The organism is Streptomyces sp. NPDC045287 (assembly GCF_056432325.1).
Map to the genome: position 1 here is coordinate 148,372 of NZ_JBWKJG010000016.1, position 26,145 is coordinate 174,516.

The 26,145-nt window shown below is 72.7% G+C and carries 23 protein-coding genes; 10 read left to right on the forward strand and 13 right to left on the reverse strand.

Annotated features, from left to right (window positions below; genetic code table 11):
- Positions 1-69: 69 nt before the first annotated feature.
- The gene (locus AC07D6_RS25145; RefSeq protein WP_479047864.1) at positions 70-2,565 is read left to right on the forward strand and encodes a DEAD/DEAH box helicase; all 2,496 of its coding nucleotides are present in this window, start codon (positions 70-72) and stop codon (positions 2,563-2,565) included.
- On the opposite strand, the gene AC07D6_RS25150 is transcribed toward AC07D6_RS25145, so the two are convergent.
- The 7 genes from AC07D6_RS25150 to ssd form a co-directional block, all read right to left on the reverse strand.
- The gene (locus AC07D6_RS25150) at positions 2,489-2,827 is read right to left on the reverse strand and encodes an Rv3654c family TadE-like protein (protein WP_479047867.1); all 339 of its coding nucleotides are present in this window, start codon (positions 2,825-2,827) and stop codon (positions 2,489-2,491) included. The two genes, AC07D6_RS25145 and AC07D6_RS25150, sit on opposite strands and share 77 nt — an antisense overlap.
- A 38-nt stretch (positions 2,828-2,865) precedes the next feature.
- Positions 2,866-3,210, reverse strand: coding sequence for a TadE family type IV pilus minor pilin (locus AC07D6_RS25155; RefSeq protein ID WP_391653933.1), 345 nt, complete (start codon positions 3,208-3,210; stop codon positions 2,866-2,868).
- 92 nt (positions 3,211-3,302) lie between these two features.
- On the reverse strand, positions 3,303-3,503 hold the full coding sequence (locus AC07D6_RS25160; RefSeq protein WP_479047960.1) for a DUF4244 domain-containing protein: 201 nt from the start codon (positions 3,501-3,503) through the stop codon (positions 3,303-3,305).
- A gap of 73 nt (positions 3,504-3,576) precedes the next feature.
- Positions 3,577-4,350 carry a type II secretion system F family protein gene (locus AC07D6_RS25165; RefSeq protein WP_479047871.1) on the reverse strand — a complete coding sequence of 258 codons (774 nt, stop codon included), beginning with the start codon at positions 4,348-4,350 and terminating at the stop codon, positions 3,577-3,579.
- Entirely contained in the window at positions 4,347-5,198 is an 852-nt protein-coding gene (locus AC07D6_RS25170; protein ID WP_479047873.1) for a type II secretion system F family protein, read from the reverse strand. The genes AC07D6_RS25165 and AC07D6_RS25170 overlap by 4 nt, the downstream gene beginning before the upstream one ends.
- Complete coding sequence (locus AC07D6_RS25175) at positions 5,192-6,343, reverse strand: TadA family conjugal transfer-associated ATPase (protein WP_479047876.1); 1,152 nt, start codon at positions 6,341-6,343, stop codon at positions 5,192-5,194. The genes AC07D6_RS25170 and AC07D6_RS25175 overlap by 7 nt, the downstream gene beginning before the upstream one ends.
- Positions 6,340-7,443: a septum site-determining protein Ssd gene (gene ssd, locus AC07D6_RS25180; RefSeq protein ID WP_479047880.1), complete on the reverse strand. Its 1,104-nt coding sequence runs from the start codon at positions 7,441-7,443 to the stop codon at positions 6,340-6,342. Before ssd ends, AC07D6_RS25175 begins: the two co-directional genes overlap by 4 nt.
- A 591-nt stretch (positions 7,444-8,034) precedes the next feature.
- Between ssd and AC07D6_RS25185 the strand changes: the two genes are divergently transcribed.
- A complete protein-coding gene (locus AC07D6_RS25185; RefSeq protein WP_315879884.1) occupies positions 8,035-8,904 on the forward strand; it encodes an HAD family hydrolase in 870 nt (289 codons plus the stop codon).
- 369 nt (positions 8,905-9,273) lie between these two features.
- Here AC07D6_RS25185 and AC07D6_RS25190 read toward each other — a convergent pair whose 3' ends face one another.
- Positions 9,274-10,092 (reverse strand): Fic family protein, encoded by an 819-nt coding sequence (locus AC07D6_RS25190; protein WP_479047883.1) that lies wholly within the window; start codon positions 10,090-10,092, stop codon positions 9,274-9,276.
- 102 nt (positions 10,093-10,194) lie between these two features.
- Between AC07D6_RS25190 and AC07D6_RS25195 the strand changes: the two genes are divergently transcribed.
- Entirely contained in the window at positions 10,195-11,178 is a 984-nt protein-coding gene (locus tag AC07D6_RS25195) for an ATP-binding protein (RefSeq protein WP_479047885.1), read from the forward strand.
- On the opposite strand, the gene AC07D6_RS25200 is transcribed toward AC07D6_RS25195, so the two are convergent.
- Positions 11,175-12,479, reverse strand: coding sequence for a polysaccharide deacetylase family protein (locus tag AC07D6_RS25200; protein WP_315879881.1), 1,305 nt, complete (start codon positions 12,477-12,479; stop codon positions 11,175-11,177). The two genes, AC07D6_RS25195 and AC07D6_RS25200, sit on opposite strands and share 4 nt — an antisense overlap.
- Positions 12,480-12,775: 296 nt before the next feature.
- On the opposite strand from AC07D6_RS25200, the gene AC07D6_RS25205 reads away from it, so the two are divergent.
- The 6 genes from AC07D6_RS25205 to AC07D6_RS25230 all read left to right on the forward strand — a co-directional run bounded on the left by AC07D6_RS25205 (position 12,776) and on the right by AC07D6_RS25230 (position 20,985).
- Complete coding sequence (locus tag AC07D6_RS25205) at positions 12,776-15,130, forward strand: bifunctional SulP family inorganic anion transporter/carbonic anhydrase (RefSeq protein WP_479047888.1); 2,355 nt, start codon at positions 12,776-12,778, stop codon at positions 15,128-15,130.
- A gap of 222 nt (positions 15,131-15,352) precedes the next feature.
- A complete protein-coding gene (gene acs / locus AC07D6_RS25210) occupies positions 15,353-17,368 on the forward strand; it encodes an acetate--CoA ligase (protein WP_479047891.1) in 2,016 nt (671 codons plus the stop codon).
- 308 nt (positions 17,369-17,676) lie between these two features.
- Complete coding sequence (gene nhaA, locus AC07D6_RS25215) at positions 17,677-19,194, forward strand: Na+/H+ antiporter NhaA (RefSeq protein ID WP_479047894.1); 1,518 nt, start codon at positions 17,677-17,679, stop codon at positions 19,192-19,194.
- Positions 19,195-19,233: 39 nt separating this feature from the next.
- Positions 19,234-19,728 carry a phage holin family protein gene (locus AC07D6_RS25220; protein WP_315879877.1) on the forward strand — a complete coding sequence of 165 codons (495 nt, stop codon included), beginning with the start codon at positions 19,234-19,236 and terminating at the stop codon, positions 19,726-19,728.
- Positions 19,725-20,663 carry an alpha/beta fold hydrolase gene (locus AC07D6_RS25225; RefSeq protein WP_315879876.1) on the forward strand — a complete coding sequence of 313 codons (939 nt, stop codon included), beginning with the start codon at positions 19,725-19,727 and terminating at the stop codon, positions 20,661-20,663. Before AC07D6_RS25220 ends, AC07D6_RS25225 begins: the two co-directional genes overlap by 4 nt.
- A 142-nt stretch (positions 20,664-20,805) precedes the next feature.
- Positions 20,806-20,985 (forward strand): hypothetical protein, encoded by a 180-nt coding sequence (locus AC07D6_RS25230; RefSeq protein ID WP_315879875.1) that lies wholly within the window; start codon positions 20,806-20,808, stop codon positions 20,983-20,985.
- A gap of 214 nt (positions 20,986-21,199) precedes the next feature.
- On the opposite strand, the gene AC07D6_RS25235 is transcribed toward AC07D6_RS25230, so the two are convergent.
- The 3 genes from AC07D6_RS25235 to nth all read right to left on the reverse strand — a co-directional run bounded on the left by AC07D6_RS25235 (position 21,200) and on the right by nth (position 24,092).
- The gene (locus AC07D6_RS25235) at positions 21,200-22,399 is read right to left on the reverse strand and encodes a MarP family serine protease (protein ID WP_315879874.1); all 1,200 of its coding nucleotides are present in this window, start codon (positions 22,397-22,399) and stop codon (positions 21,200-21,202) included.
- Between the two features lie 66 nt (positions 22,400-22,465).
- The gene (locus AC07D6_RS25240; RefSeq protein WP_315879920.1) at positions 22,466-23,185 is read right to left on the reverse strand and encodes an NUDIX hydrolase; all 720 of its coding nucleotides are present in this window, start codon (positions 23,183-23,185) and stop codon (positions 22,466-22,468) included.
- 40 nt (positions 23,186-23,225) lie between these two features.
- Complete coding sequence (nth, locus tag AC07D6_RS25245; protein WP_479047899.1) at positions 23,226-24,092, reverse strand: endonuclease III; 867 nt, start codon at positions 24,090-24,092, stop codon at positions 23,226-23,228.
- Positions 24,093-24,408: 316 nt separating this feature from the next.
- Here nth and AC07D6_RS25250 point away from each other — a divergent pair, with 316 nt between their 5' ends.
- Complete coding sequence (locus AC07D6_RS25250) at positions 24,409-25,083, forward strand: Crp/Fnr family transcriptional regulator (protein ID WP_010473292.1); 675 nt, start codon at positions 24,409-24,411, stop codon at positions 25,081-25,083.
- Positions 25,084-25,174: 91 nt separating this feature from the next.
- Here AC07D6_RS25250 and AC07D6_RS25255 read toward each other — a convergent pair whose 3' ends face one another.
- Positions 25,175-26,059, reverse strand: coding sequence for a prohibitin family protein (locus AC07D6_RS25255; protein WP_315879872.1), 885 nt, complete (start codon positions 26,057-26,059; stop codon positions 25,175-25,177).
- Positions 26,060-26,145: the final 86 nt, after the last annotated feature.

Genomic DNA, 26,145 nt, shown 5'->3' on the forward strand with positions numbered 1-26,145 from the left:
AGCACCTTGCTATCGAGCGGTCGCCCCCGGGTCTCCCCGACGGAGTCAGGGGACGGATCGCCAGCCGCGATGGCATTCAATCACTTACCAGCAACCATGCACGACGCCTTGGGAGCATTGTCCGTCACGCCGGTGACACACTCGGTGCCGATGGCCAGGAATCACCGCCCCAGTCGTTCCCCCGAGAACGGGGACGCCCGCCCCTCCCCCGGTACGGTCCTCGACCGGCTCGCCGCGCGGGCGAACCGGGCTGCGCGCATCACTCATACGGAGCACCTGCCCCCGAGAGAGGGACGCCATGCCGTCTGGCCGGATCGCGTCCGGCCGGAAGTGATCGATGCCATTCACCAGGCCGGTGTCGGCCATCCGTGGACCCACCAGGCGACCGCCGCCGAGCACGCCCTGGACGGCGAGTCGGTGGTGATCGCCACGGGCACGGCGTCCGGGAAGTCCCTCGCCTACCTCGCGCCCGTCCTGACGACGCTCCTGGACGGCTCCGAGGCGGCGAACGGCCGGGGCACCACCGCGTTGTACCTGTCCCCCACCAAGGCGCTGGCCGCCGACCAGCGGCGCGCCGTGCGGTCCCTCTCGGCCCCGCTCGGCAATCGGATCCGCCCGGCCGTGTACGACGGGGACACGCCGGTCGAAGAGCGCGAGTGGGTCCGCCAGTACGCGAACTACGTGCTGACCAACCCCGACATGCTCCACCGGGGCATACTCCCGTCCCATCCGCGCTGGGCCTCCTTCCTGCGCGCGCTGCGCTACGTCGTGATCGACGAATGCCACACGTACCGGGGGGTCTTCGGCTCCCATGTCGCACAGGTGCTGCGGCGGCTGCGCCGCCTGTGCGCCCGGTACGGCTCCGACCCGGTGTTCCTCCTCGCCTCGGCCACCGCCGCCGAACCGGCCGTCGCCGCGAGCCGCCTCACCGGCCTGCCCGTCCGCGAGGTGGCCGACGACGCGTCACCGCGCGGTGAGCTCGTCTTCGCCCTGTGGGAACCACCGCTCACCGAACTGGAGGGCGAGAACGGTGCCCCCGTCCGGCGCACCGCGACGGCCGAGACCGCCGACCTTCTGGCCGACCTGGCGGTGCAGGGCGTCCGCTCGGTCGCCTTCGTCCGCTCCCGGCGGGGCGCCGAGCTGATCTCGGTCATCGCGCAGGAGCGGCTCGCCGAGGTCGACCGCTCCCTCGCCCGCAGGGTCGCCGCCTACCGGGGCGGCTACCTCCCCGAGGAGCGCCGCGCCCTGGAGCGGGCGCTGCACTCCGGCGAGCTCCTCGGCCTCGCCGCGACCACCGCCCTGGAACTGGGCATCGACGTGTCGGGGCTGGACGCGGTCCTCATCGCCGGCTACCCGGGCACCCGCGCCTCCCTGTGGCAGCAGGCGGGTCGCGCCGGACGGTCTGGCGAGGGCGCCCTGGCGGTGCTGGTCGCCCGCGACGACCCCCTGGACACCTACCTCGTCCACCACCCGGAGGCACTGTTCCGCCGCCCGGTGGAGTCCACCGTCCTGGACCCCGACAACCCCTACGTCCTGGCCCCGCACCTGTGCGCGGCGGCGGCCGAGTCGCCGCTCTCCGACGACGACCTGGCGCTGTTCGGCCCGTCCGCCCCGGAGCTGCTGCCACAGCTGGAGGCCGCGGGGCTGCTGCGGCGGCGGGCCTCCGGCTGGTACTGGACGCGCCGCGAGCGGGCCGCCGACCTCGCCGACATCCGGGGCGAGGGCCGCAGCCCCGTCCAGATCGTCGAGGAGGGCACGGGGCGCCTCCTCGGCACCGTGGACGCCTCGGCCGCTCACACCACCGTCCACGAGGGAGCCGTCCACCTCCACCAGGGCCGCACGTACCTGGTGCGCCACCTCGATCTGGAGGAGTCGGTCGCCCTCGTCGAACAGGCCGACCCGCCGTACTCCACCACCGCCCGCGACACCACCTCCATCTCCGTCCTGGAGACCGACACCGGGATCCCGTGGGGGAGCGGCCGTCTCTGCTACGGCTCCGTCGAGGTCACCAACCAGGTCGTCTCCTTCCTCCGCCGCCGTCTGTTGACCGGCGAGGTCCTCGGTGAGACCAAGCTCGACCTGCCGCCGCGCACCCTGCGCACCCGGGCGGTGTGGTGGACGGTCACCGAGGACCAGCTGGACGCGGCCCGGGTGAACCCGGAGCAGTTGGGCGGGGCGCTCCACGCCGCCGAGCACGCCTCGATCGGTCTGCTGCCGCTGTTCGCCACCTGTGACCGCTGGGACATCGGCGGAGTGTCCGTCCCGCTCCACCCCGACACGCTGCTGCCGACGGTGTTCGTCTACGACGGCCATCCGGGCGGTGCCGGGTTCGCCGAGCGGGCCTTCCACACCGCCCGCGCCTGGCTGGACGCGACCCGTGAGGCGATCGCGTCGTGCGAGTGCGACGCGGGCTGCCCGTCGTGCATCCAGTCACCCAAGTGCGGCAACGGCAACGACCCGTTGCACAAGCGCGCCGCCGTGCGTCTCCTCACCGAGCTCCTCCGGGGGGCTCCGCAGGACCCGCCGGGGCCGGCCACGCCTCCGGAGGGCCCGCCCGTGACCTGACCACCGGGGCGTACGGGCCGAACCTCGCCTGCGCCGCCACCTCCGCGATCTCTCCCCGCAGGGTGCACCGCACCACCTCCGCCCGCTGCGCCCGGGCGACCCGGACGGCGGCGTCGCAGGCGGCTCCGGCGCCCCGCAGGGCGTGATCGGCCGCCGCGAGGGCCGCCAGGTCGGCCGCGCCGCCCGCCCGGTGCCGGGCCGCCACAGCCTGGCCCAGGGCGAGTACGGCGGCGAACACGGCACACAGCGCGCCCGCCGCCATGGCCGTCCACACGCTCGCGGAGCCCCGGTCGCCGCGCCTCAGGGACCGTCCCGCGTGGCCGTGTCGCCCACCGCGTCCTCCGCGAGGGCGGCCGCCTCGGCGCGGAGGGCCAGTCCCCAGGCTGCGGGCCCCGGCGCGGGCGCCTCGACCCGTACCCGCCACAGGTCGCCCACGCGTTCCACCGCCACCCGCGCCCCCTCCGGTGCGGCCGCCCGGGCCGCTTCCACCGCCGACGCCTCCGGCTCCGACCGGGCCACCGCCCGCGCCCCGGCGCGCGCCGCGTCCACGCACTGGATCTGCGCGGCCGCCGCGACGAGCCCCCAGAGCAGCGCCGTCGTGAACACCACCAGCGCGGGCACGGCCAGGGCCGCCTCCGCCGTCACCGAGCCCCGGTCCGCGCGCCACCGGGAGCCGGGACCTCGTCCCAGAGCGGGACCTCGTCCCAGAGCGGGGCTTCGTCCCAGAGCGGGGCCTCTCAGAACGGGGCATCGAGCGCCCTCTCGATCGTCGACCGCAGTCCTGACGACACGACGTCGCTCGTCACGACCTTGTACAGCACGGCCGCGAAGCCGCACGCGGCGATCGTGCCCATCGCGTACTCGGCCGTGTTCATGCCGGCGTCCCGTCGCATGCCCGTCTGGGCCTTCGTCCAGCGCCGCTTCGTCCATTCCGCCATCCGGTGCCACACGGCGACCTCCTCGTCTCGTACCACTCGTGTCCTTGCCACCGGCTCCAGGGGCCGGTGTCCCTCACAGCAGCCGGCCGGCCAGCCCGATCACGACCGGCGCGACGCCGACCGCGAGGAAAGCGGGCAGGAAGCACAGCCCCACCGGCGCGGTGATCAGCACCTGCGCCCGCTGGGCCCGGGCCGCGGCGGCCCTGGCCCGGTCGGCGCGCAGTCCCGCGGCCAGCCGGGACACCGGTGCCGCCGCCGGGGCCCCTGAGGTGGCCGCCCGCTCCAGGCAGCGGGCCAGTGGCCGCGCACCCGGGATGCCGCCGAACCGCCCCCACGCCTCTCCCGGGTCACCGCCCAGCGCCAGTTCCGCCGCGGTCCGTATGAGCTGCTCGCCCACGGGACCCCCCATCGACCGGCCGACCGCCTCCGCCGCTTCACGGGGCCCGGCCCCGGCCGAGAGGCACGCCGCGAGCAGTTCCGCGGCGAGCGGAAGCCGGCCCGCTGCCTCGGCATCGATGGCCGGGGGGCGGGGGCGGCGGCGCCACTTCCATACGGCGTACGCCCCGGCGGTTCCGACCGCGCAGCCGACGATCCCGCCGAACAGCACCCACCCGGCCGTCACCGCCGCAACCGGACCCGCCCACCGGCGTGTCACGGCCGCGACGCGGCCCGCCCACCGAGGGCGGGGGCGGCGAGGGCACTCGGCCGCCACCAGGGCCGCGAGCCGTCCGCGTGTCCGACGGACCCGCCGTGCGCGGGCCACCGCCCACGCCGTCCACAGGATGCCCGCGAGCAACACGAGCGCCGTCCACAGGTGGTGGACAACCTCTCCGGTCTCCCCGGTCACGGTTCCTCCCCCGCCCTGACGATCCGCCCGGCCCACCACAGCCCCGCCGCTTCCAGGGCCCCGCCGACCGCGAGGCAGGCGAGACCGGCCGGGGTGTGCAAGAGGACCCCCAGCGGATCGGCGCCGAGGGCGGCTCCCATGGCGAGGCCCGCGACGGGCAGCAGGGCGAGGAGGACGACGGTGGCCCACGCGCCGGACAACTGGGCACGGAGCCGCTCCCGCTGCTCCCGTCGCTCGCGCAGCGCCGCCTCCAGCCGGTCGAGTCCGGCGGCCAGTCCCGCACCACCGTCCACGGCGACCTGCCAGCACGCCCCGAGACCGGCCAGCCCGTCGGCGCCCTCGGCCCTCGCCGCGCAGCGCAGCGCCTCGGGCACGTCACCGCCGAACCGCGCGGCGGCCAGGACGGCGGGCTCTTCACCTCCCAGCGCCCCGGTGGCGCGGGCGGCGAAACGCAGCGCCTGGGCGGGCTGGCTGCCGGCGCGCAGCTCCGCCGCGACCGCGGCGCACAGTTCGATCACAGCGTCGGCACGCCGATCCCGCTCCCGGGCACGGGCCCGCGCGCGCAGCCGCCCGCCGACCAGGGGCACGGCGGCCACGCCCGCGAGCAGCGGCAACAGGGACTCTCCCAGCAGGGCCGGTACGAACGAGGCCGCGAGGCACAGCCACTCCGGCCGGAGCCGTGACGCCGACCGCCCCGGCCACCAACCGGCCGGTGGCGGACCGACGCGGGCAGCACCGGCCTCGAACAGCAGCCTCCCGCGGCGCGGCCCCCGGCCTCGTCCCGCGCCGAGCCGCGCCGCCAGGCCCGCGTACAGCGCCGCCGCGTGCACCGGCCGGCCCGTCACCATCGCGCGTCCCCGATCAGGGCGCGCAGCCGTTCCCAGCCCCGTTCCTCGGTGAAGCCGGTCGGCGCCCACCGCAGCGCGGGCACGGTGGCGACCAGCCCGTCGGCCCCCCGCTCCAGCACATGGACCTCCGCGACCCGCCGCCGACCGCCCGGCGCGCGCACCAGGTGCACCACGGCGGACAGGCCGGCGGCCAACTGGCTGTGTAGCGCGGCCCGGTCGAGCCCCGCGGCCGTTCCGAGGGCCTCCAGGCGCGCGGGGACGTCCGCCGCAGTGTTGGCGTGCACCGTCCCGCACCCGCCTTCGTGGCCCGTGTTCAGGGCGGCGAGCAGGTCGGCGACCTCCGCGCCCCGCACTTCGCCGACGACGAGGCGGTCCGGTCGCATCCGCAGTGCTTGGCGCACCAGGTCGCGAAGGGTCACCCGGCCGGCACCCTCCTGGTTCGGTGGGCGGGCCTCCAGCCGTACCACGTGCGGGTGGTCGGGACGCAGTTCCGCCGAGTCCTCTGCCAGGATGATCCGCTCGCGTCCCCCGACGAGCCCGAGGAGCGTGGACAGCAGCGTCGTCTTCCCCGTTCCCGTGCCACCGCTGACCAGGTACGACACGCGGTTCTCGACGAGTGCCCGCAGGACGTGGTCGCCGCGTGGCGGCACCGTCCCGGCACGGACGAGTTCGGTGAGGGTGAAGGCGCGTGGCCGTACCACGCGCAGGGACAGGCACGTCGAACCGACCGCGATCGGCGGCAGCACCGCGTGCATCCGCGTACCGTCCGGCAGCCGGGCGTCGACCCAGGGGCGGGCGTCGTCGAGGCGCCGGCCCGCCACCGCCGCGAGCCGCTGTGCGAGCCGGCGTACGGCCTCGGCGTCGGGGAACGAGACGCCGGACAGTTCCAGGCCGTCGCCCCGGTCCACCCACACGCGGTCCGGCGCGGACACCAGCACGTCGGTGACCGCGGGGTCGGCGAGCAGCGGCTCCAGCGGCCCGGTGCCCACCAGTTCGCAGCGCAGTTCCTCCGCCGTACCCAGGACCTGGGTGTCGCCCAGGAGCCTTCCCTGGGCCCGTAGTGCCGCCGCCACCCCGGCCGGTGTCGGTTCGGTGCCGCTCTCGGCGAGCCGCTGCCGTACGGCCTCCAGCAGTCCGACGGTCACGACACGGCCTCCGGGGCGAGCACCCGCTCCCAGAACGCGGAGCAGAACCGCCCCAGTGGACCGGAGGCGCTGCCGCCGGGCGGGGTTCCGCCGTCCAGCGTCGCCCGGAGCCGCGGTTCCTCGGGCAGTTCCCCGGCGAGCGGCAACCCCAGCACCTGGGCGATCCACGCCTCGTCGACCCCGGCGGCGTACGGGCCGCGCGCCACCACGCGCAGGTCGTCGAGGACCATGCCCACCATGGACGCCACCCGCTTCGCCGCGGCGACCGCCCTCAACTCTCCCGGCACGACGAGCAGCCCCATGTCGACCTGGGCGAGCGCCTCGACGGTGGCGTCGTCGACCCGGCGCGGCAGGTCGACCACCACGACACCGCCCCGTCGGCGCGCCGCCGCGAGCACGGACCGCATGGCTTCGGGTGGGACCACCGCGGTGTCGCCCCGGTCCCAGCTCAGCACGCGCAGGCCGCGCGGCGACGGCAGGGACTCCTCGAGCGCCGCGCCGGCGACCCGCCCCTTGGAAGCGGCGAAATCCGGCCAGCGCAGCCCTTCCTCCCGTTCGGCTCCGAGGAGGACGTCGAGTCCGCCTCCGAGCGGGTCGCCGTCGACGAGCATCGCGCGGTGCCCACCGCGGGCGGCGCTGACGGCCAGGGCGCACGCCAGGGTCGACGCTCCCGCCCCTCCGCGACCGCCCAGCACACCGACGGTCAGCGCCTGCTGTCCGACGCCCTCGACGACATCGGCGATCCGGTCGACGAGCCAGCTCTCCGCGTCCGGGAGCCGCAGGACGCAGTCCGCTCCGATCTCCACGGCCCGCCGCCACACGCCGGCGTCGTCCTGGTCCCGGCCCACGAGCAGCACACCCGATCGGCGTGACATCCCCCGGCAGCGTGCCGCCGCATCGTCGCCGACGATGACCAGCGGTGCCGCGTCCCACACGGTCTTGCGGTCCGGTGGCCCGTGGTGCACCACGGGTTGGCAGCCCGCGGCGGCGCACAGCCTGAGCAGGTCGTCGAGCAGTTCGACGTCCTCGGTCACGATCAGTGGCTCCGCCCGTCGGCCCTCTACGTCCGGCGTCCGGTCACACGTCCTGGAGTCCGCCATGGTCTCCGCCCCCCTCTTCCGCTTGTCCACGGCGCCCGTCCGGCGCCGTGTCCGCACTTCGTCCCGCGTGTCGTGCGCACGCGCCGTCCACACGGCGGTCGCGCGGCTTTCGGCGCGCACGGGCGCCGAGTCGCGCCGCACCGGCGTGACGGGGAGATCTGCGATTCCGCGTCACGGCTTCGCGGCCGGAAACACAGTGACGGGGTTCTGGAAATAAAGTGGATCTTGTTCAAAAACTGTGGACAACCCACCGCTTGTGAATATCTCGATCACCCATACCAGCGACTTCCATAGAGCAGCACTTCGACTACTCTGAGTGATGACGAGTGGCGGGCCGGGGCCGGTGCCACAGAAGCGCGAAGGAGACGAGATGGGGATGCCGAAGCGGGACCGGCGGGCGAAAACCCCTTTGGACATGCGACGACCCCCGCCGGGGGGGAGAGCGGGGGTCGTCTCTCCGGCCGACTCGGGGGGGGGGAGGAGCCGGTCCGGGTTAGCACGGTCGCGAACGATCCGTGACTTCCATGGTGTACCCGAGAGCCTTCTCAGGCAAACCCACACGCCCCAGCGTACGCCGAATGGCGGGCACCTATGCTCTGGCTTGTGGAAAACCACTCCTCGCCTCGCACGGCGGCCTTCTTCGACCTGGACAAGACGGTCATTGCGAAGTCATCGACGCTGACCTTCGGCAAGTCCTTCTACCAGGGCGGCCTGATCAACCGCCGCGACGCGCTGCGCACCGCGTACACGCAGTTCGTCTTCCTCGCGGGCGGCGCCGACCACGACCAGATGGAGCGGATGCGCGCCTACCTCTCCAGGCTCTGCAAGGGCTGGAACGTCCAGCAGGTCAGAGAGCTGGTGGCCGAGACGCTGCACGAGCTGATCGATCCGATCATCTACGACGAGGCCGCCTCACTCATCGAGGAGCACCACGCCGCCGGCCGGGACGTGGTGATCGTCTCCACTTCCGGCGCCGAGGTGGTGGAGCCGATCGGCGAGATGCTGGGCGCGGACCGCGTGGTCGCCACCCGAATGGTGGTCGGTGACGACGGCTGCTTCACGGGGGAGGTGGAGTACTACGCCTACGGCCCCACCAAGGCCGAGGCGGTGCGGGAGCTGGCCGCGTCGGAGGGGTACGACCTGTCGCGGTGCTACGCGTACAGCGACTCGGCGACGGACCTGCCGATGCTGGAGGCGGTCGGGCACCCGCACGCGGTGAACCCGGACCGGGTGCTGCGCCGGGAGGCGGTGGCACGGGAGTGGCCGGTCCTCGTCTTCAACCGTCCCGTCCGACTGAAGCAGCGGTTCCCCTCGTTCCGGATGCCGCCGCGGCCGGCACTGATGGCCGCCGCGGCGATCGGCGCCGCGGCGGCCACGGCAGGGCTCGTCTGGTACGCGAGCAGGCGCCGCCAGTCGGCATCGATGAAAACCGGGCCCTCCATGAGACTTGTCCGTATTTGAAGGCAAAAGTAAAGATATTCGGTCAAGTCTTTCGCTTCACGGGCCCCGGTAGTACAAAGGAGTTACGGCCCGCGAGACCGAGGACATCCGAGAGGATCATCTGTTGAGCAGGAAGGCCCCACGGACCGAACAGCACGGAAACTGAGCACCCACGCGACGTCGACCCGTCGATTACGGGCCAGCCGCACCAGGCGTAGGGCAGAGTTCCCCGCCTGATGGGCACATAACGAGGACGCATGGTAACTCGGCGGAAGTGCCAGCGGCGGTACCGGAACCGGTACCGCCGCAACCCTGTCGGAGCTCGGCACTCGCCTTCGACCGGGGCCGGTACGGCGCCCGCCGAAAACGCCGGACGCGTCGCCGTCCGCCTCAGGCGGCGCCGCGCTGGAGCGCCTCGCACACGGCCGTCGACTCCCGGACGCCGAGTTCCACGGCCCGGCCGCAGTGGGCGATCCACCGGGCCATGCCCTCCGGCGTCCCGGACAGGTAGCCGTCGAAGGCGGCGACGTACGCGGCGCGGCCCAGTTCGGCGTGGCCGACCTCGGCCGGGCAGATCGCCTTGGGGTCGAGGCCGCTGCCGATCAGCACCAGGCGCTCGGCGGCCCGCGCCACCAGACCGCTGTACGAGGTGAAGGGCCGCAGCGCCAGCAGTTCACCGTGCACCACGGAGGCCGTGACGAGCGCCGGGGCGGACGTGCCCGCGACGACCAGCTCCGCGAGGCCGTCCAGCCGGGCGGCCACCTCGGCCGCGTCCGGCAGGGGGGCCTCGACCAGCGGCTCGTCGACCGCCTCACCGGCCTGCCGCGGCCGGCCCACGGACTCCGCCGCGTCACCGGCCGCCACCAGGTGCAGCCTGGCCAGGACCCGGAGGGGCGACTGTCGCCAGATGGAGAGCAACTGTCCGACCTCGACACCGAGCCTCAGCGCCGCGCCGACCGTTCGCGCCTCCGCGTCCGCACCGAAGTCACTGCGCCTGCGGACCTCCTCCAGGGCCCAGTCCGCGCCGGACAGCGCCGCCGAGGCGCGCGCACCGCGCAGGGCGGCTTCCGAGGAGATCTCATTGCTCCGGCGCCGCATCACGCGGTGCCCGTACACCCGGTCGACGGCCTTGCGCACGGAGTCCACGGCGTCGGGGACACCCGGCAGCGCGGCGAGGGCGGCCAGTGGGTCGGCGGCATGCGTACTCATAAGTAGCGAGGCTACGCGCACCCGCGACACCGACCCACCCCCAGTGGCGTTCCTCATAAGGGAAGGCAACACAACGCCATCGAACCACTACGGTAGGTGAACATGAAGATCGCTTTCGTTGGGAAGGGCGGCAGCGGCAAGACGACGCTGTCCTCGCTTTTCATTCGCCACCTGGCGAGCACCGAGGCCCCCGTGGTCGCGGTGGACGCCGACATCAACCAGCACCTCGGGGCCGCGCTCGGTCTCGGTGAGGACGAGGCGGCGGCGCTCCCCTCGATGGGCGCGCACCTGCCGCTGATCAAGCAGTACCTGCGCGGCAGCAATCCGCGGATCAGTTCCGTCGACACGATGATCAAGACGACACCGCCCGGTGAGGGTTCACGGCTGCTGCGCGTCCGCGAGGACAACCCGGTGTACGAGGCGTGCGCCCGTCCACTGCGGCTGGACGGCGGCGTGATCCGGCTCATGGCGACGGGGCTGTTCACCGAGGCGGACCTGGGGGTGGCCTGCTACCACTCGAAGGTCGGCGCGGTGGAGTTGTTCCTCAACCACCTGGTCGACGGTCCCGACGAGTACGTCGTCGTCGACATGACGGCCGGTTCGGACTCGTTCGCGTCCGGGCTGTTCACCCGCTTCGACATGACGTTCCTGGTGGCCGAACCGACGCGGCGGGGCGTCTCGGTCTACCGCCAGTACACCGAGTACGCACGGGACTTCGGGGTCGCGCTGAAGGTCGTCGGCAACAAGGTCCAGAGCCGGGACGACCTGGAGTTCCTGCGGGACGAGGTGGGGGACGACCTGCTGGTGGCGGTCGGGCAGTCGAATTGGGTGCGGTCCATGGAGAAGGGGCGGTCCGGCCCGTTCGGGGCACTGGAGCCGGAGAACCGGGAGGCCCTGCGCGTACTGCGGGACGCCGTCGACGCGACGTACGGGCTGCGTGACTGGGAGCGGTACACGCGCCAGATGGTGCACTTCCACCTGAAGAACGCCGAGAGCTGGGGCAACGCGAAGACGGGTGCCGACCTGGCCGCGCAGGTCGACCCCGCCTTCGTGCTGGGGGAAGCGGTGACGCGGCTGCCGGTCTAGCCGTCCCGGCGCGTACCGGACGGCGCCGTCACGCGGGCGGCCGCCTGTCCCGCGGTCCCGCCGCCGGGCGACGGCGAGGCCTTCGCCGGCGGGGCGGCGAGGAAGCGGCCCCAGCCCTCGGCCGGCGCCTGTCCCACCTTCAGCGTCCGCAGCTTGGCGAGGACGGTCGGGTCCTGAACGTCCAGCCAGTCGGCGAGCTGACGGAACGACACGCAGCGGACCTCGGGCTTCACGCAGACGTGAGCAATCGTTTCCTCAATGGCGCGCATGTACGTGCCGCCGTTCCAGGACTCGAAGTGGTTCCCGATGATCAGGGGCGCGCGGTTGCCCTGGTACGAGCGGTTGAACGCCTGGATCAGGCCGTCCCGCATCTGGTTGCCCCAGAACCGGTGCATGGCGGGGTCGCCCTTGGCGGTGCCGGACTGGTTGACCATGAAGTTGTAGTCCATGGACAGCGTCTCGAAGTCCCGTCCGGGGATGGGGACGAGATGCATGGACAGGTCCCACAGGGACCCGTCCTTCTTGGGCCAGACCTGGTTGTTGACGCCGCTGGTGTCGTAGCGGAAGCCCAGTTCGCTCGCGGCGCGCACGAAGTTGTCACGGCCCTCGAGGCAGGGGGTCCGGGCCCCGATGAGCTCCTTGTCGTAGTCGAAGGGGAGCGGCTTCTCGTTCACCAGGCCGGAGTTGGTCTTCCAGTTCTTCACGAAGGACTTGGCCTGGGCGATCTCGCTCTTCCAGTCCTCGACGGACCAGGTTCCGACGCCCCCCTCCGGGCCGCAGAAGTGCCCGTTGAAGTGCGTCCCGATCTCGTTGCCCTCCAGCCAGGCCCCACGGAGCTCGCGCACGGTGTCGCGGATGCCCTCGGTGTCGTTGAAGCCGATGTCGGAGCGGCCGGGGGCGTGGCCGGGCGGGCTGTAGAGGGCGGCCTTCTCCTCGGGGAGGAGGTACACGCCGCTGAGGAAGTACGTCATCGTCGCGCCGTACCGCTTGCCGACGCCGCGGAAGTGGGAGAACAGCTTCTGACTGTCCTCTCCTGCGCCGTCCCACGAGAAGACGACGAACTGCGGGGGTCGTTGGCCCGGTACCAGGCGGGTGGGCTTGCTGAGGCCCGGCTGGGCACCGGTGTAGGCGGTGGAGCCGTCACCGATCAGCCGAACGCGGTTCTGGGGCGGTCCGGCCCCCTTCTCGGGTCCCCGGGCGCCGGCCCCGGACGGCTCGTCGGAGCCACCGCACCCCGCCAAACCGGTGATCAGCGCCGCCGCGACGGCGCCGACAGTGATCCTCTTCCTGACAGCCCTCATCGGCCCACCCTTCCGTTTCGCCGGGTTCCTGTGCGAGCGCCGCCAACGTCGCATCGGAAGCCGGGCACGGACGGTATGACGAGCCGTATAGAACGACTAATCACCTCACCGGGTGAAACTTTGCTCCGTTCGCCCGGAATTTAATGCCTTTTTCTTTACTCTGCATTACTGTTCGTTTACCGAGAGTTGGCAATCTCCTGAGTTGGCCTCGCCTGTCGGCGCATCCGCCGCGGCCTTGTTCCCCACGTTGTCTCGGACGTCCAGCGACCACTCAAGTCCATGAGGAGACGGGAACCGTGAGCTCTTACACCACTCCGCGCACGAACGACGCCGACCCTCCGGCCGACCGACCAGCCGGTGGCTCCGACCTTCCCGAAGAGCACGGCCTTCCGCCGACCCGCCGGAGCTTCCGGATCGCGGGTTCCGACCTGTCCGCGTCCATCGCGGTGTTCCTGATCGCCCTGCCCCTCTCCCTCGGCATCGCGCTCGCCACCGGCGCCCCGCTCCAGGCGGGGCTCGTGGCCGCGGCCGTCGGCGGCATCGTCGTCGGCCGGTTCGGCGGCGCGCCGATCCAGGTCAGCGGTCCGGCGGCCGGGCTGACCGTGGTGACGGCCGAGCTGATCCAGCAGTACGGATGGCGCACCACCTGCGCGATCACCGCTCTGGCCGGGCTCACCCAACTCGCCCTGTCCGCCCTGCGCGTGGCACGCTCGGCACTCGCCGTCTCGCCCGCCATCGTGCACGGGATGCTGGCCGGCATCGGCGTGACGATCGCCCTCGCCCAGCTCCACATCGTCCTCGGCGGTACGCCGCAGAGCTCGGCCGTCGACAACGCCCTGGAGCTCCCCCTCCAGTTGGCGGACCCGCACCCGGCCTCGCTGTCGGTCAGCGCCCTCACGATCGCGGTGCTGCTCATGTGGCCGCGGCTTCCGGGGCGCTGGGGAAAGGCCGTGCGCGTGGTGCCGGCCGCGCTGGTCGCGGTCGCCACCGCGGCGATGACGGCGTCCCTCGCGGGACTGGCCCTGCCGAGGGTGGACCTGCCCTCGTGGCACAGCCACGCGCTGCCGGGGCTGCCCGAGGGGCCGGTGCTGGGGCTGATCGCCGGTGTGCTCACCATCACCCTGGTCGCCAGCGTCGAGTCACTGCTGTCGGCGGTGGCCGTGGACAAGCTGGTCGCGGCCCGCAAGCAGCCGTCGGTACCGGTTCCGCGCGCGCGGCTCGACCGGGAGCTCGCCGGACAGGGCATCGGGAACATCGTGTCGGGCTCCCTCGGCGGGCTGCCGATCACCGGGGTCGCCGTCCGCAGCTCCGCCAACGTCGCGTCGGGGGCGGTCAGCCGGAACTCCACGATGTTGCACGGCTTCTGGGTGGTCCTGGCGACCCTGCTGCTCGTCCCCGTGCTGGAGCTGATCCCGCTGCCGGCGCTGGCCGCGCTGGTGATGGTGGTCGGCATCCAGATGGTGAACATCACCCACGTACGGAAGATCACCCACCACCGCGAGGTGCTGGTGTACGCGGCGACCGTGGCGGGTGTCGTCCTGCTCGGGGTCCTCGAGGGCGTGGCCATCGGGATCGCCGTGGCGACGGGGACGGCCCTCCACCGGCTGACCGGGACGCGGATCACCCGTGAGCAGCGGGACGGCGTGGAGCACGTGCGGGTGCGGGGGCAACTGACGTTCCTGGCCGTGCCCCGGCTGAGCCGGACGCTGCACCAGATCCCGGCGGACGCGCGGGTGGTGGTCGAGCTGGACGGGTCCTTCATGGACCACGCCGCGTACGAGACCCTGCACGACTGGCAGGCATCGCAGTCGGCACACGGCGGCCATGCGGAGCTGACCGACCGGTCCGGTACGTGCACCGCGGATCCGGCCGCCGAGGGGCACACGTGCTGCCGGCCCCGGGCGTCCTGGCGCAATCACCTGCGCGGAGAGCTTCCGGTGGAGAGCGGCGCGGTGAAGGGGAGTCGACTGGCGAGCGGGTTGAGCTCGCTCCTGCGGATCACCGCGCCGCGCGTACGGGACGAGCCGGCCCGCGAGGGGCAGCGGCCTCCGCAGCTCTTCCTGGCCTGCGCGGACTCCCGGCTGGTGACCGGCATGATCACGGCGAGCGGCCCGGGCGACCTGTTCACCGTGCGGAACATCGGCAACCTCGTACCCCTCCCCGGGGCGGAGAGCGGCGACGACTCGGTGGCCGCCGCGATCGAGTACGCCGTGGACGTGCTGCGAGTGGGGTCGATCACGGTGTGCGGGCACTCCGGTTGCGGCGCGATGCAGGCGCTGCTCGCCACCGACCCGTCGCCGTCCGCGCGGCCGCCGCAGTCCCCGCTGCGGCGGTGGCTCCGGCACGGGCTGCCGAGCCTGGAGCGGATGCGCGGCGAGGGGAGGGTGTCGCCGCGGCTGGCGGGGCGACCGCTCGCCGACACGGTGGAGCAGCTGTGCCTGACGAACGTGGTGGAGCAGTTGGAACGCCTGAAGGAGCACGAGGCGGTCGCCAGGCGGCTCGCGGAGGGGACGCTGGAGCTGCGCGGGATGTACTTCCACGTGGGGGAGGCGCAGGCGTACCTACTGGAGCGGGAGGGAACCGACGACGTCTTCCGTCCGGTGTCACCGGTCGGTGAGGGATCGGCGCGTCGGGAGGAGGTCCGCGCCTGACCGACCGGGTGTCACCGGACAGGCTCCCGGGGTGAACCGGCGGCAGGGTGGGGACGTGATGGTGATGGGTGGCCCTCTCCTCCCCGCCCTTCCGGCGCCGAGGGGGAGGAGGCCACTTGACCGCACGTGTCGGCCGACGCGTCCCGCCCTCACCCATCCGCCTGAGAGGTCTAAACCAATGCTCGGGAAACCCTTGTCACCCGGGCATCCGGCTGGTGAGCTATGGACCGGGACACATCGGACGCCCTGGGAATGGGAGATGTCGTGAGCAACGAGAGCAGCTTGGCCAACCTTCTGAAGGAGGAGCGGCGGTTCGCCCCGCCCGCCGAGCTGGCCGCGCAGGCCAATGTGACGGCGGCCGCGTACGAGCAGGCGGCGGCGGACAGGCTCGGCTTCTGGGCCGAGCAGGCGCGCCGTCTCAGCTGGGCCACCGAGCCCACCGAGACGCTCGACTGGTCGAACCCGCCCTTCGCCAAGTGGTTCGCCGACGGCAAGCTCAACGTGGCGTACAACTGCGTGGACCGCCATGTGGAGGCGGGACTCGGCGACCGGGTCGCCATCCACTTCGAGGGCGAGCCGGGCGACAGCCGGGCCATCACGTACGCCCAGCTCAAGGACGAGGTGAGCCGGGCCGCCCACGCGCTGACGGAGCTCGGGGTCCGCAAGGGCGACCGGGTCGCGGTCTACATGCCGATGATCCCCGAGGCGGCCGTGGCCATGCTGGCGTGCGCGCGGATCGGCGCGGCGCACTCCGTCGTGTTCGGCGGCTTCTCGGCGGACGCCATCGCGGCCCGCATCCAGGATGCCGACGCCAAGGTGGTCATCACGGCCGACGGCGGTTACCGGCGCGGCAAGCCCTCCGCCCTGAAGCCCGCCGTCGACGAGGCCCTGGGCCGGGTCGACGGGGTCGAGCGCGTGCTCGTGGTGCGCCGCACCGGACAGGACGTGGCCTGGACCGAGGGGCGGGACGTCTGGTGGCACGAGATCGTCGACCGGCAGAGCGCCGAGCACGCGCCCGAGGCGTTCGAGGCGGAGCACCCGCTGTTCATCCTCTACACCTCCGGCACCACCGGTAAGCCGAAGGGCATCCTCCACACCTCCGGCGGCTACCTCACGCAGGCGGCGTACACGCACCACGCCGTCTTCGACCTGAAGCCGGAGACCGACGTCTACTGGTGCACCGCCGACATCGGCTGGGTCACCGGCCACTCGTACATCGTGTACGGACCGCTGGCCAACGGCGCGACGCAGGTCATGTACGAGGGCACGCCGGACACGCCGCACCAGGGCCGGTTCTGGGAGATCGTGCAGAAGTACGGCGTCACGATCCTCTACACGGCGCCGACCGCGATCCGGACGTTCATGAAGTGGGGCGACGACATCCCCGCCAAGTTCGACCTGTCGAGCCTGCGCGTCCTCGGCTCGGTGGGCGAGCCGATCAACCCGGAGGCGTGGGTCTGGTACCGGGAGCACATCGGCGGGGGCCGCTGCCCGATCGTCGACACGTGGTGGCAGACCGAGACCGGCGCGATGATGATCTCGCCGCTGCCGGGCGTGACGGAGACCAAGCCCGGTTCGGCGCAGCGGCCGCTGCCCGGCATCGCGGCGACCGTCGTCGACGACGAGGCGAACGAGGTGCCCGACGGCGGGGGCGGCTACCTCGTCCTCACGGAGCCGTGGCCGTCGATGCTGCGCACCATCTGGGGTGACGACCAGCGGTTCATCGACACGTACTGGTCCCGCTTCGAGGGCAAGTACTTCGCGGGCGACGGAGCCAAGAAGGACGAGGACGGTGACATCTGGCTGCTCGGCCGTGTCGACGACGTGATGCTCGTGTCGGGCCACAACATCTCCACCACGGAGGTCGAGTCCGCGCTCGTGTCGCACCCGAAGGTCGCCGAAGCCGCCGTCGTGGGGGCCGCCGACGAGACGACCGGCCAGGCCATCGTGGCGTTCGTGATCCTGCGCGGCAACGTGGCGGCGGAGGCCGAGGCGGACACCGACGCGCTCGTCGCGGACCTGCGCAACCACGTCGGTGCCACGCTCGGGCCGATCGCCAAGCCGAAGCGCGTCCTGCCGGTAGCGGAGCTGCCCAAGACCCGCTCCGGCAAGATCATGCGGCGGCTGCTGCGGGATGTCGCCGAGAACCGGCAGCTCGGTGATGTCACGACGCTGACCGATTCGTCCGTTATGGACCTCATCCAGGCCAAGCTGCCGGCCGCTCCCAGCGAGGACTGAGGCAGGCCAGCCGGTCGGTCGGCCGGCCAGTCGGCTGGACAGCCGGCCGGCCGGTCGCCGGTCGAGAGGACCGACCGCCGGCTCCACGGCCACAGCTACGACCAGATCACAGCGACGGCCACAGCGACAACCACGGCCACGGCCACGGCGGAGGGCACCCGGCGACGACGCGCCGGGTGCCCTTTCCGCGCTTAAAGTGATGATGGTCGGACAAGCCCCCGCGCCCTCCCTGTAGGGTGTGCGTCGCACCAATAAAGCGATAAGAATCCAAAGGGGCGCCGGGAAGTCTGGTCGGCATGTGATTCGCCATGTCCGCCGACACCACCGGAGGTCTCCGTACCGTGGCCGCGCCCAAGACGCCTGACACCAACGGCACCACCCCCAACAGCACCGGCAGCACCGGCAGCACCGGCAGCACCGGCAGCACCAACGCCGGAACCAGCACCACCGGGCGGAGGGTCCTCGGCCTCCTGCCCCTCCCCGAGCGGTCCTTCGTTCTGGACGCGCTCCGCACCGAGACCGTCGGTGGCGTCCTGCTGCTCCTCGCCGCCGTCGCGGCCCTCGTCTGGGCGAACACCCCACTGAGCCACAGCTACGAGACGGTCCGCGAGTTCCACGTGGGGCCCTCCTCGCTCGGGCTGAACCTCTCGATCGAGCACTGGGCCGCCGACGGTCTCCTCGCGATCTTCTTCTTCGTCGCAGGCGTCGAACTCAAGCGCGAGATGGTCGCGGGCGAGCTGCGCGACCCCAAGGCCGCCGCGCTGCCCGTGGTCGCCGCGCTCTGCGGCATGGTCGCCCCGGCCCTCGTCTACCTGGTGGTCAACGCCACCGGCGGCGGCTCCTTCGACGGCTGGGCCGTCCCGACCGCCACCGACATCGCCTTCGCGCTCGCCGTGCTGGCCGTCATCGGCACGTCGCTGCCGTCCGCGCTCCGGGCCTTCCTGCTCACGCTGGCCGTCGTCGACGACCTCTTCGCCATCCTGATCATCGCGGTGTTCTTCACCAGCGACCTGAACTTCGTCGCGCTCGGCGGGGCCCTCGTCGGGTTGCTCCTCTTCTGGTTCCTCCTCCGCAGGGGCGTCCGGGGCTGGTACGTGTACGTGCCGCTCGCCGTGGTCGTCTGGGGCCTGATGTACAACAGCGGCGTCCACGCCACCATCGCCGGCGTCGCCATGGGCCTGATGCTGCGCTGCACCCGCCGCGAGGGCGAGGCCCACTCCCCCGGTGAGCGCATCGAGCACCAGGTGCGCCCCCTGTCGGCCGGCTTCGCCGTACCGATGTTCGCCCTGTTCTCGGCCGGTGTCGCGGTGTCCGGCGACGCACTGGGCGACGTCTTCACCCAGCCGGAGACGCTGGGTGTGGTCCTCGGCCTGGTGGTCGGCAAGGCGATCGGCATCTTCGGCGGCACCTGGCTGACCGCCCGCTTCACCCGCGCCGAGCTCAACGAGGACCTGGCCTGGGCGGACCTGTTCGCCGTCGCCACCCTCGCCGGCATCGGCTTCACCGTCTCCCTGCTGATCGGCGAGCTGGCGTTCGAGGGCGACGCGAGGCTGACCGACGAGGTCAAGGCGGCCGTCCTCGCCGGGTCGCTGATCGCCGCCCTGATCGCCACGGTCCTGCTGAAGCTCCGCGTCCGCAAGTACCGGGCCCTGGTCGAGCTGGAGGAGCGCGACGAGGACCTGAGCGGCGTCCCCGACGTCTACGAGGTCGACGACCCCGAGCACCACCGCCGCCTCGCCGAGATCTACGAGCGGAAGGCCGCGGAACACCGCCGCCGGGCCGAACAGGCGGGGGCAGCGCGCGGGAACGGCGACCGTCCGGCATGATCTGAGGTCGGACCGTAGAGGGAGAGAGGGAGCGAGACGATGAGCGACCCCGCCGGGAGGACCGGTATCGCCGGGAACGGTGCAGAACCCAGTCTCGGTCAGTTGGTCGCCTCCGCGACCGCCGAGATGTCCGCGCTCGTGCACGACGAGATCGCGCTGGCCAAGTCCCAGCTGCGACAGGACGTCAAGCGCGGCGCCGTCAGCGGCCTGGGGTTCGGGGCGGCCGGGCTGGTGCTGCTCTTCTCGCTGCCGATGCTGAGCTTCGCGCTCGCGTACGGCTTCCACGCGTGGACCGGCTGGCACCTGTCGGTGTGCTTCCTGCTGTCCTTCGGCGTGAACGTCGTCGTGGCCGCCCTGCTGGGGCTCGTCGGCGCCGTGTTCGCGAAGAAGGCGAAGCGCGGCAAGGGCCCGCAGAAGACCGCGGCGTCCGTGAAGCAGACCGCCGCGGTGCTGCAGAACGTCAAGCCGCACCCCCGTCCCGACACTTCCGCCGTCCAGGAGAAGGCCGCGGCTGTGGCACGCTCGTCCGTATGACCGTCCCTGAGAGCAGTACCGGCGCCCCCGGCGGCCCCGTCCGGATCGACGGCCCGTGGACGCACCGCGACGTGGCCGCCAACGGGGCGCGGTTCCACATCGCGGAGATGGGCGACGGTCCGCTCGTCCTGCTGCTCCACGGCTTCCCGCAGTTCTGGTGGACCTGGCGGCACCAGCTGCCCGCGCTCGCCGACGCGGGGTTCCGGGCCGTGGCGATGGACCTGCGCGGCGTGGGCGGCAGCGACCGCACGCCGCGCGGCTACGACCCGGCGAACCTGGCGCTCGACATCACGGGCGTCGTACGGTCCCTGGGCGAGCCGGACGCGGCGCTGGTCGGCCACGACCTGGGCGGCTACCTGGCGTGGACGGCCGCGGTGATGCGGCCCAAGCTGGTGCGGCGCCTGGCCGTCTCGTCGATGCCGCACCCGCGGCGGTGGCGCTCGGCGATGCTCTCCGACTTCGCGCAGACCCGCGCCGGTTCGTACGTGTGGGGCTTCCAGCGCCCGTGGCTGCCCGAGCGGCGGCTGGTCGCGGACGACGCGGCGCTCGTGGAGCGGCTGATCCGGGAGTGGTCCGGCGCGCGCGAGCCGGACGACGAGACCCTCGGCGTGTACCGGCGGGCGATGGCGATCCCGTCGACGGCGCACTGCTCGATCGAGCCGTACCGGTGGATGGTCCGCTCGCTGGCCCGCCCGGACGGCATCCAGTTCAACCGGCGCATGAAGCGGCCCGTCCGCGTGCCGACGCTCCACCTGCACGGCTCCGCCGACCCGGTGATGCGGACGCGCAGCGCGGCGGGATCCGGCCAGTACGTCGAAGCGCCCTACCGCTGGCGGCTGTTCGACGGCCTCGGCCACTACCCGCACGAGGAGGACCCGTTGGCGTTCTCGGCGGAGCTCGTCAACTGGCTGAAGGACCCCGAGCCGGACCGCTGAGGCGGAGTCGGCGGGTGTCCGGGGGAAGGTACGTGAACCGGCGGGGGCCGTTGTCCTACGATCAGCCAAATGCCTCCCGCATAGGCCGATCGGTCGTCCCCCGGGCGGTTACGGACCATGGGCCCCGGGCACACGTCGGGGTATGGGCTGGACGCACGACCATGTTGACGCCGCACGCAACCGCCGCTCGGCCGCGGCACCGCCTCCCGAGAGGAGCGGCGCCCCGCGCGACCCGGAGCTGGACGCGCGCCTCGGGATCCCGCACATCCTGCGCCGCCGGGCCCGCTGGGTCTCCGCGCGTCTGCGGCACCAGCGCGACTGACCGCGCCGCACACGGCCGCACCGGACCCACGCCGAACCCGCGCCACATGCGCGTACGACGCACCCCCGCGCTCCGCGTGCGCGCGCCGGCTCACCGCGTACGCACGCCGGAGCACTGCACACGCGCGCCGGCGCACCGCACACGCACACCCGCGTACGCGCCCCCGCCCGCAGGGGCCTGACGCCACGGCCGGCGCCGGGCCCCGGGCGGGCCGTCAGAGGGCGCAGCTCTGGCTGTCGACCTGCTGGTGGGCGTTCAGGCCGAGCGTGATGTCCTCGCGAATCTCGTCGACCGTCAGCGCGTACCCCGTGTTCGCGTCGTCCAGGGACCGCGCGAAGATCACGCCGTACACCTTGCCGTCCGCGGTGAGGAGCGGTCCGCCGGAGTTGCCCTGGCGGACCGTCGCGTAGAGCGAGTAGACGTCGCGGCGGACCTCGCCGCGGTGGTAGATGTCCGGGCCCTCGGCGTTGATGCGGCCCCGGACGCGCGCCGAGCGGACGTCGTACGCGCCGTTCTCCGGGAAGCCGGCGACGATGGCGCTGTCACCGCTGCGCGCGTCGGTCTCGGTGAACTCCAGCGGCCTGGCCTTGAGGTCCGGCACGTCGAGCACGGCGATGTCGCGCTCCCAGTCGTACAGGACGACCGTCGCGTCGTACAGCCTGCCCTCTCCGCCTATCTGGACGGTCGGCTCCTCGACGCCGCCCACCACGTGGGCGTTGGTCATCACGCGGCGCTCGCCGAAGACGAAGCCGGTGCCCTCCAGGACCTTGCCGCAGCCGCCGGCCGTGCCGACGACCTTCACGATGGACTGCTGGGCGCGCGCGGCGACCGGGCTGTCGACGAGCTCCGGGTCGGGCGGGCGGACCTCCGCGATCGGCTCGTTCGTGAAGGGGTTGAAGACCTGCGGGAAGCCGTTCTGCGCGAGGACCGACCAGAAGTCGTCGAACATCGTGGACGCCTGAGCGGGCATCACCTGCGACACGCCGAGGAGCACCTTGGAGGCGCGGACCTCCTTGCCGAGCCACGGAACGGCCGTCCTGGCGAGGAGCGTGCCGATGAGCCAGGCGACGAGGAGCATCGCCACCACGTTGACCAGCGCGCCGCCCGTCGCGTCCAGGGCGCGGGCGGGCGACCAGGTGATGTGGCGGCGGAGTTTGTTGCCCAGGTGGGTGGTGAGGGCCTGACCGACGGACGCGAAGATCAGCACGACGGCGACGGCCACGATGGCCGCCGTCGTGGAGAGTTCGGCGCCCCCCGTGAGCGGCTCCCACACGAGCGGCAGCAGGTAGACGGCGACGACTCCGCCGCCGAGGAAACCGATCACCGACAGGATGCCGACCACGAACCCCTGTCGGTACCCGACGATCGCGAACCACACGGCGGCGACCAGCAGCAGGATGTCCAGCACGTTCACCGTCATTAGCCTCGCAGATTCGTCTCCGGTGGCCCCGTACGGCCGCGGAGCCCAGCAGTCAGCCTGTCATGCGCGCCAGTCGAGCGGGACCCGCCTCTCCCGGTCCCACGGCTCCTCCCACCCGGCGAAGTGGAGGATGCGGTCGATCAGCCCCGCGGTGAACCCCCACACGAGGGCGGACTCGACCAGGAACGCCGGGCCCTGGTGGCCGCTGGGGTGGACGGCCGTGGAGCGGTTGGCGGGGTCCGCGAGGTCGGCCACGGGCACCGTGAAGACCCGGGCGGTCTCGGCCGGGTCCACGGCGCCGACCGGGCTCGGCTCCCGCCACCAGCCGAGTACGGGCGTGACGACGAAGCCGCTCACCGGGATGTAGAGGCGCGGCAGGACGGCGAAGACCTGGACGCCCGCCGGGTCGAGGCCGGTCTCCTCCTCGGCCTCGCGCAGCGCGGCGCGCAGCGGGCCCAGCGTGGCCGGGTCGCCGTCCTCGGGGTCGAGGGAGCCGCCGGGGAAGGACGGCTGCCCGGCGTGCGAGCGGAGGGTCCCGGCCCGCTCCATCAGCAGCAGCTCGGGACCGCGCTCGCCCTCGCCGAAGAGGATCAGCACGGCGGCCTGGCGGCCCCCCTCCGGGGGCGGCAGGAACAGGCTGAGCTGCTCGGGCGCGATCGTGTGCGCCGCCTTGGCCACCGGCTCCAGCCAGGCGGGCAGCCCGTCGGCGCTGACGTCCACGGACGGCAGCCCACCGACGCCCCCGGCGTCTTCCCTCGCACGCGTCACAGACACCCCCAGCTCACCCAACGCGTACCGGCCACTCGATCGTTCCGCCCGTTCAGACGGCCTCCCCGGCCGCGTCCCCGCCGCCCGTGGCCACGGGGGCGGCCGGGCGGCCCGGGTAGTCCGGCGGCGGGGCCAGGCGCTGGCCCGGATACCCGCCCATCTCGTACTTCAGCAGCTTCTTCGCCTTCTCCGGGTCCGTCTCTCCCTCTCCGTACGCCGGGCAGAGCGGCGCGATCGGGCAGGCGCCGCACGCGGGCCTGCGGGCGTGGCAGATGCGGCGGCCATGGAAGATCACCCGGTGCGAGAGCATCGTCCACTCGGACTTCGGGAAGAGGCCGCAGACCACCGCCTCGACCTTCTCCGGATCTTCCTCCTCCGTCCACTTCCAGCGGCGGACCAGCCGCCCGAAGTGCGTGTCGACGGTGATGCCGGGGACCCCGAAGGCGTTGCCCAGCACGACGTTCGCCGTCTTGCGGCCGACTCCGGGGAGCGTGACCAGGTCCTCCAGGCGGCCGGGGACCTCGCCCCCGAAACGGTCGCGCAGGGCCGTGGAGAGGCCGATCAGGGACCTGGCCTTGGCGCGGAAGAAGCCGGTCGGCCGGATGACCTCCTCCAGCTCCTCCGGCACGGCCGCCGCCAGGTCCTCCGGGGTGGGGTACCTCGCGAAGAGCGCCGGCGTCGTCTGGTTCACCCGCAGGTCCGTCGTCTGGGCGGACAGGACGGTCGCCACGAGCAGCTCGAAGGGGTTGCGGAAGTCCAGCTCCGGATGGGCGTACGGGTACACCTCGGCCAGCTCGCGGTTGATCCGCCGCGCCCGGCGGACCAGGGCGAGATGGGATTCCGGCGCGCTCGCCTTTTTTGCCGCCTTCGTCCGCTTCTGCGGGTTTTTCCTGGCCGCTGCCGAGGCTTGTTCGCCCACAGCGGAATTCTGCTCCCCGGACACTCTCCCGGCCCCCTCGACGTGCGCTCTCACCGGCGAATTGGACACCCGGCCAGCCTAAGCGCCGCCACCGACATCCGCCCTGGGCACGGGCGATGTGGCCCCGATCGGGCCCCTGCCGCACGGACACGCGTACCAGTACGTCAGACTTGGTGTGACTGATCGCACGGCAATTAACCTGCGGGGGCCGGACCTCCCGGGGGACCGCGTCGCGCAGCGTCCCCCGGAAGAGCACCGCGCGGTCCGGCATCATGGGGACCAACGTCCCTGAGCAGGTCGACATAGGAGAGAACTCGTGGACGACGTTCTGCGGCGCGCCCCGCTCTTCGCGGCGCTCGATGACGAGCAGGCCGCGGAGCTCCGCGCCTCGATGAGTGAGGTGACGCTCGCCCGCGGCGACGCGCTCTTCCACGAAGGCGACCCGGGCGACCGGCTCTACGTGGTCACCGAAGGCAAGGTCAAGCTCCACCGCACGTCCCCGGACGGCCGCGAGAACATGCTCGCCGTCCTCGGTCCGGGCGAGCTGATCGGTGAGCTGTCCCTGTTCGACCCGGGTCCGCGTACGGCCACGGCGACCGCGTTGACCGAGGTGAAGCTGCTCGGTCTGGGCCACGGCGACCTCCAGCCCTGGCTGAACGCCCGCCCCGAGGTGGCCTCGGCGCTGCTGCGCGCCGTCGCCCGCCGCCTGCGCAAGACCAACGACCAGATGTCCGACCTGGTCTTCTCCGACGTGCCGGGCCGCGTCGCCCGGGCGCTCCTCGACCTGTCGCGCCGCTTCGGCGTGCAGTCGGAGGAGGGCATCCACGTGGTGCACGACCTCACCCAGGAGGAGCTGGCCCAGCTCGTCGGCGCGTCGCGCGAGACCGTCAACAAGGCGCTGGCCGACTTCGCGGGCCGCGGCTGGCTGCGCCTGGAGGCGCGCGCCGTGATCCTGCTGGACGTGGAGCGGCTGGCGAAGCGCTCCCGCTAGCGGCCAGGCGCCCGCGCGCCCGTACGTACGCGAAGGGCCGCCCCGCGGTGACTGCGGGGCGGCCCTTCGCGTACGCACGGCCCAGGGGACGTCAGTTCCTCTTGCCGTCCACGATCACCGGCGTACCGCTGCCGCTGCCGCACGGCACCGCGTACACCGGGTTCTTCGCCGCGGCTTCCTTGTACGCCTCAATGCACTGGTTGAGCAGGACCTTGTCGCTCAGCGAGTTGTTGAGGATCTTGTTGGCGCGGGCGATGCCCTCCGCCTCGATCCGGCGGCGCTCGGACTCCGCCGTGGCCGTACGGGCGGCCTCCTGGGCGCGCTCGGTGGCCTGCTGCTGCTGGATCTTGCGGTCGATCTGGTCCTGGAGCTGGTCGGACGGCTTCACGTTCCGCAGGTTCACGGTCGTCACGTCGATGCCGCGCGGGGCCAGGCGCTCCTTGATCAGCTCACCGATCTCGGCGTTGATCTTCTCGCGGGCGGAGGTGTAGCCCTCCTCGCTCGTGTGGCGCGCGAAGACGTTGCGGACGATCTCCCGGCTGTCCGGGAAGACCAGCCGCTGCTGGATGGCCGACTCGTTCCCGGCGAGCCGGTACAGCTCGACCGCCTTGGACGGCGTGACCGCCCACTTCACGGTCAGCTCGGCGTACATCACGCCGCCCTGGGAGGAGCGGACCTCCACCACGTCCTTGTCGGAGAGGTTCAGGTCGACGGGGCGGGTGGAGAAGGTGGTGATGGTGGTGAACGGCGAGACGACGTTCATGCCCGGAGTCATCGGCGTACCGACCTTGCCGAAGGTGACCGGGACGCCGACCTCGTACGCGCCGACGACGTGGACGCAGCTCACGACACCGGCGAACAGGGCCGCCAGCAGCGCGCCGAGCGCGCCGAGCCGGAAGCCGGTGCGGCCCTCGCCGCGCCCGACGAAGAACAGCACCACCGCGGCTATGAGCAGCAGGATGGACAGGACCAGCACGAAGACCCCCCGTGGAACGACACCGGTGCGGCGACCGGTGCGGACAGACGTAAAGGGAGCGTAAAGCACGCTTCCCCGCCGGGAAC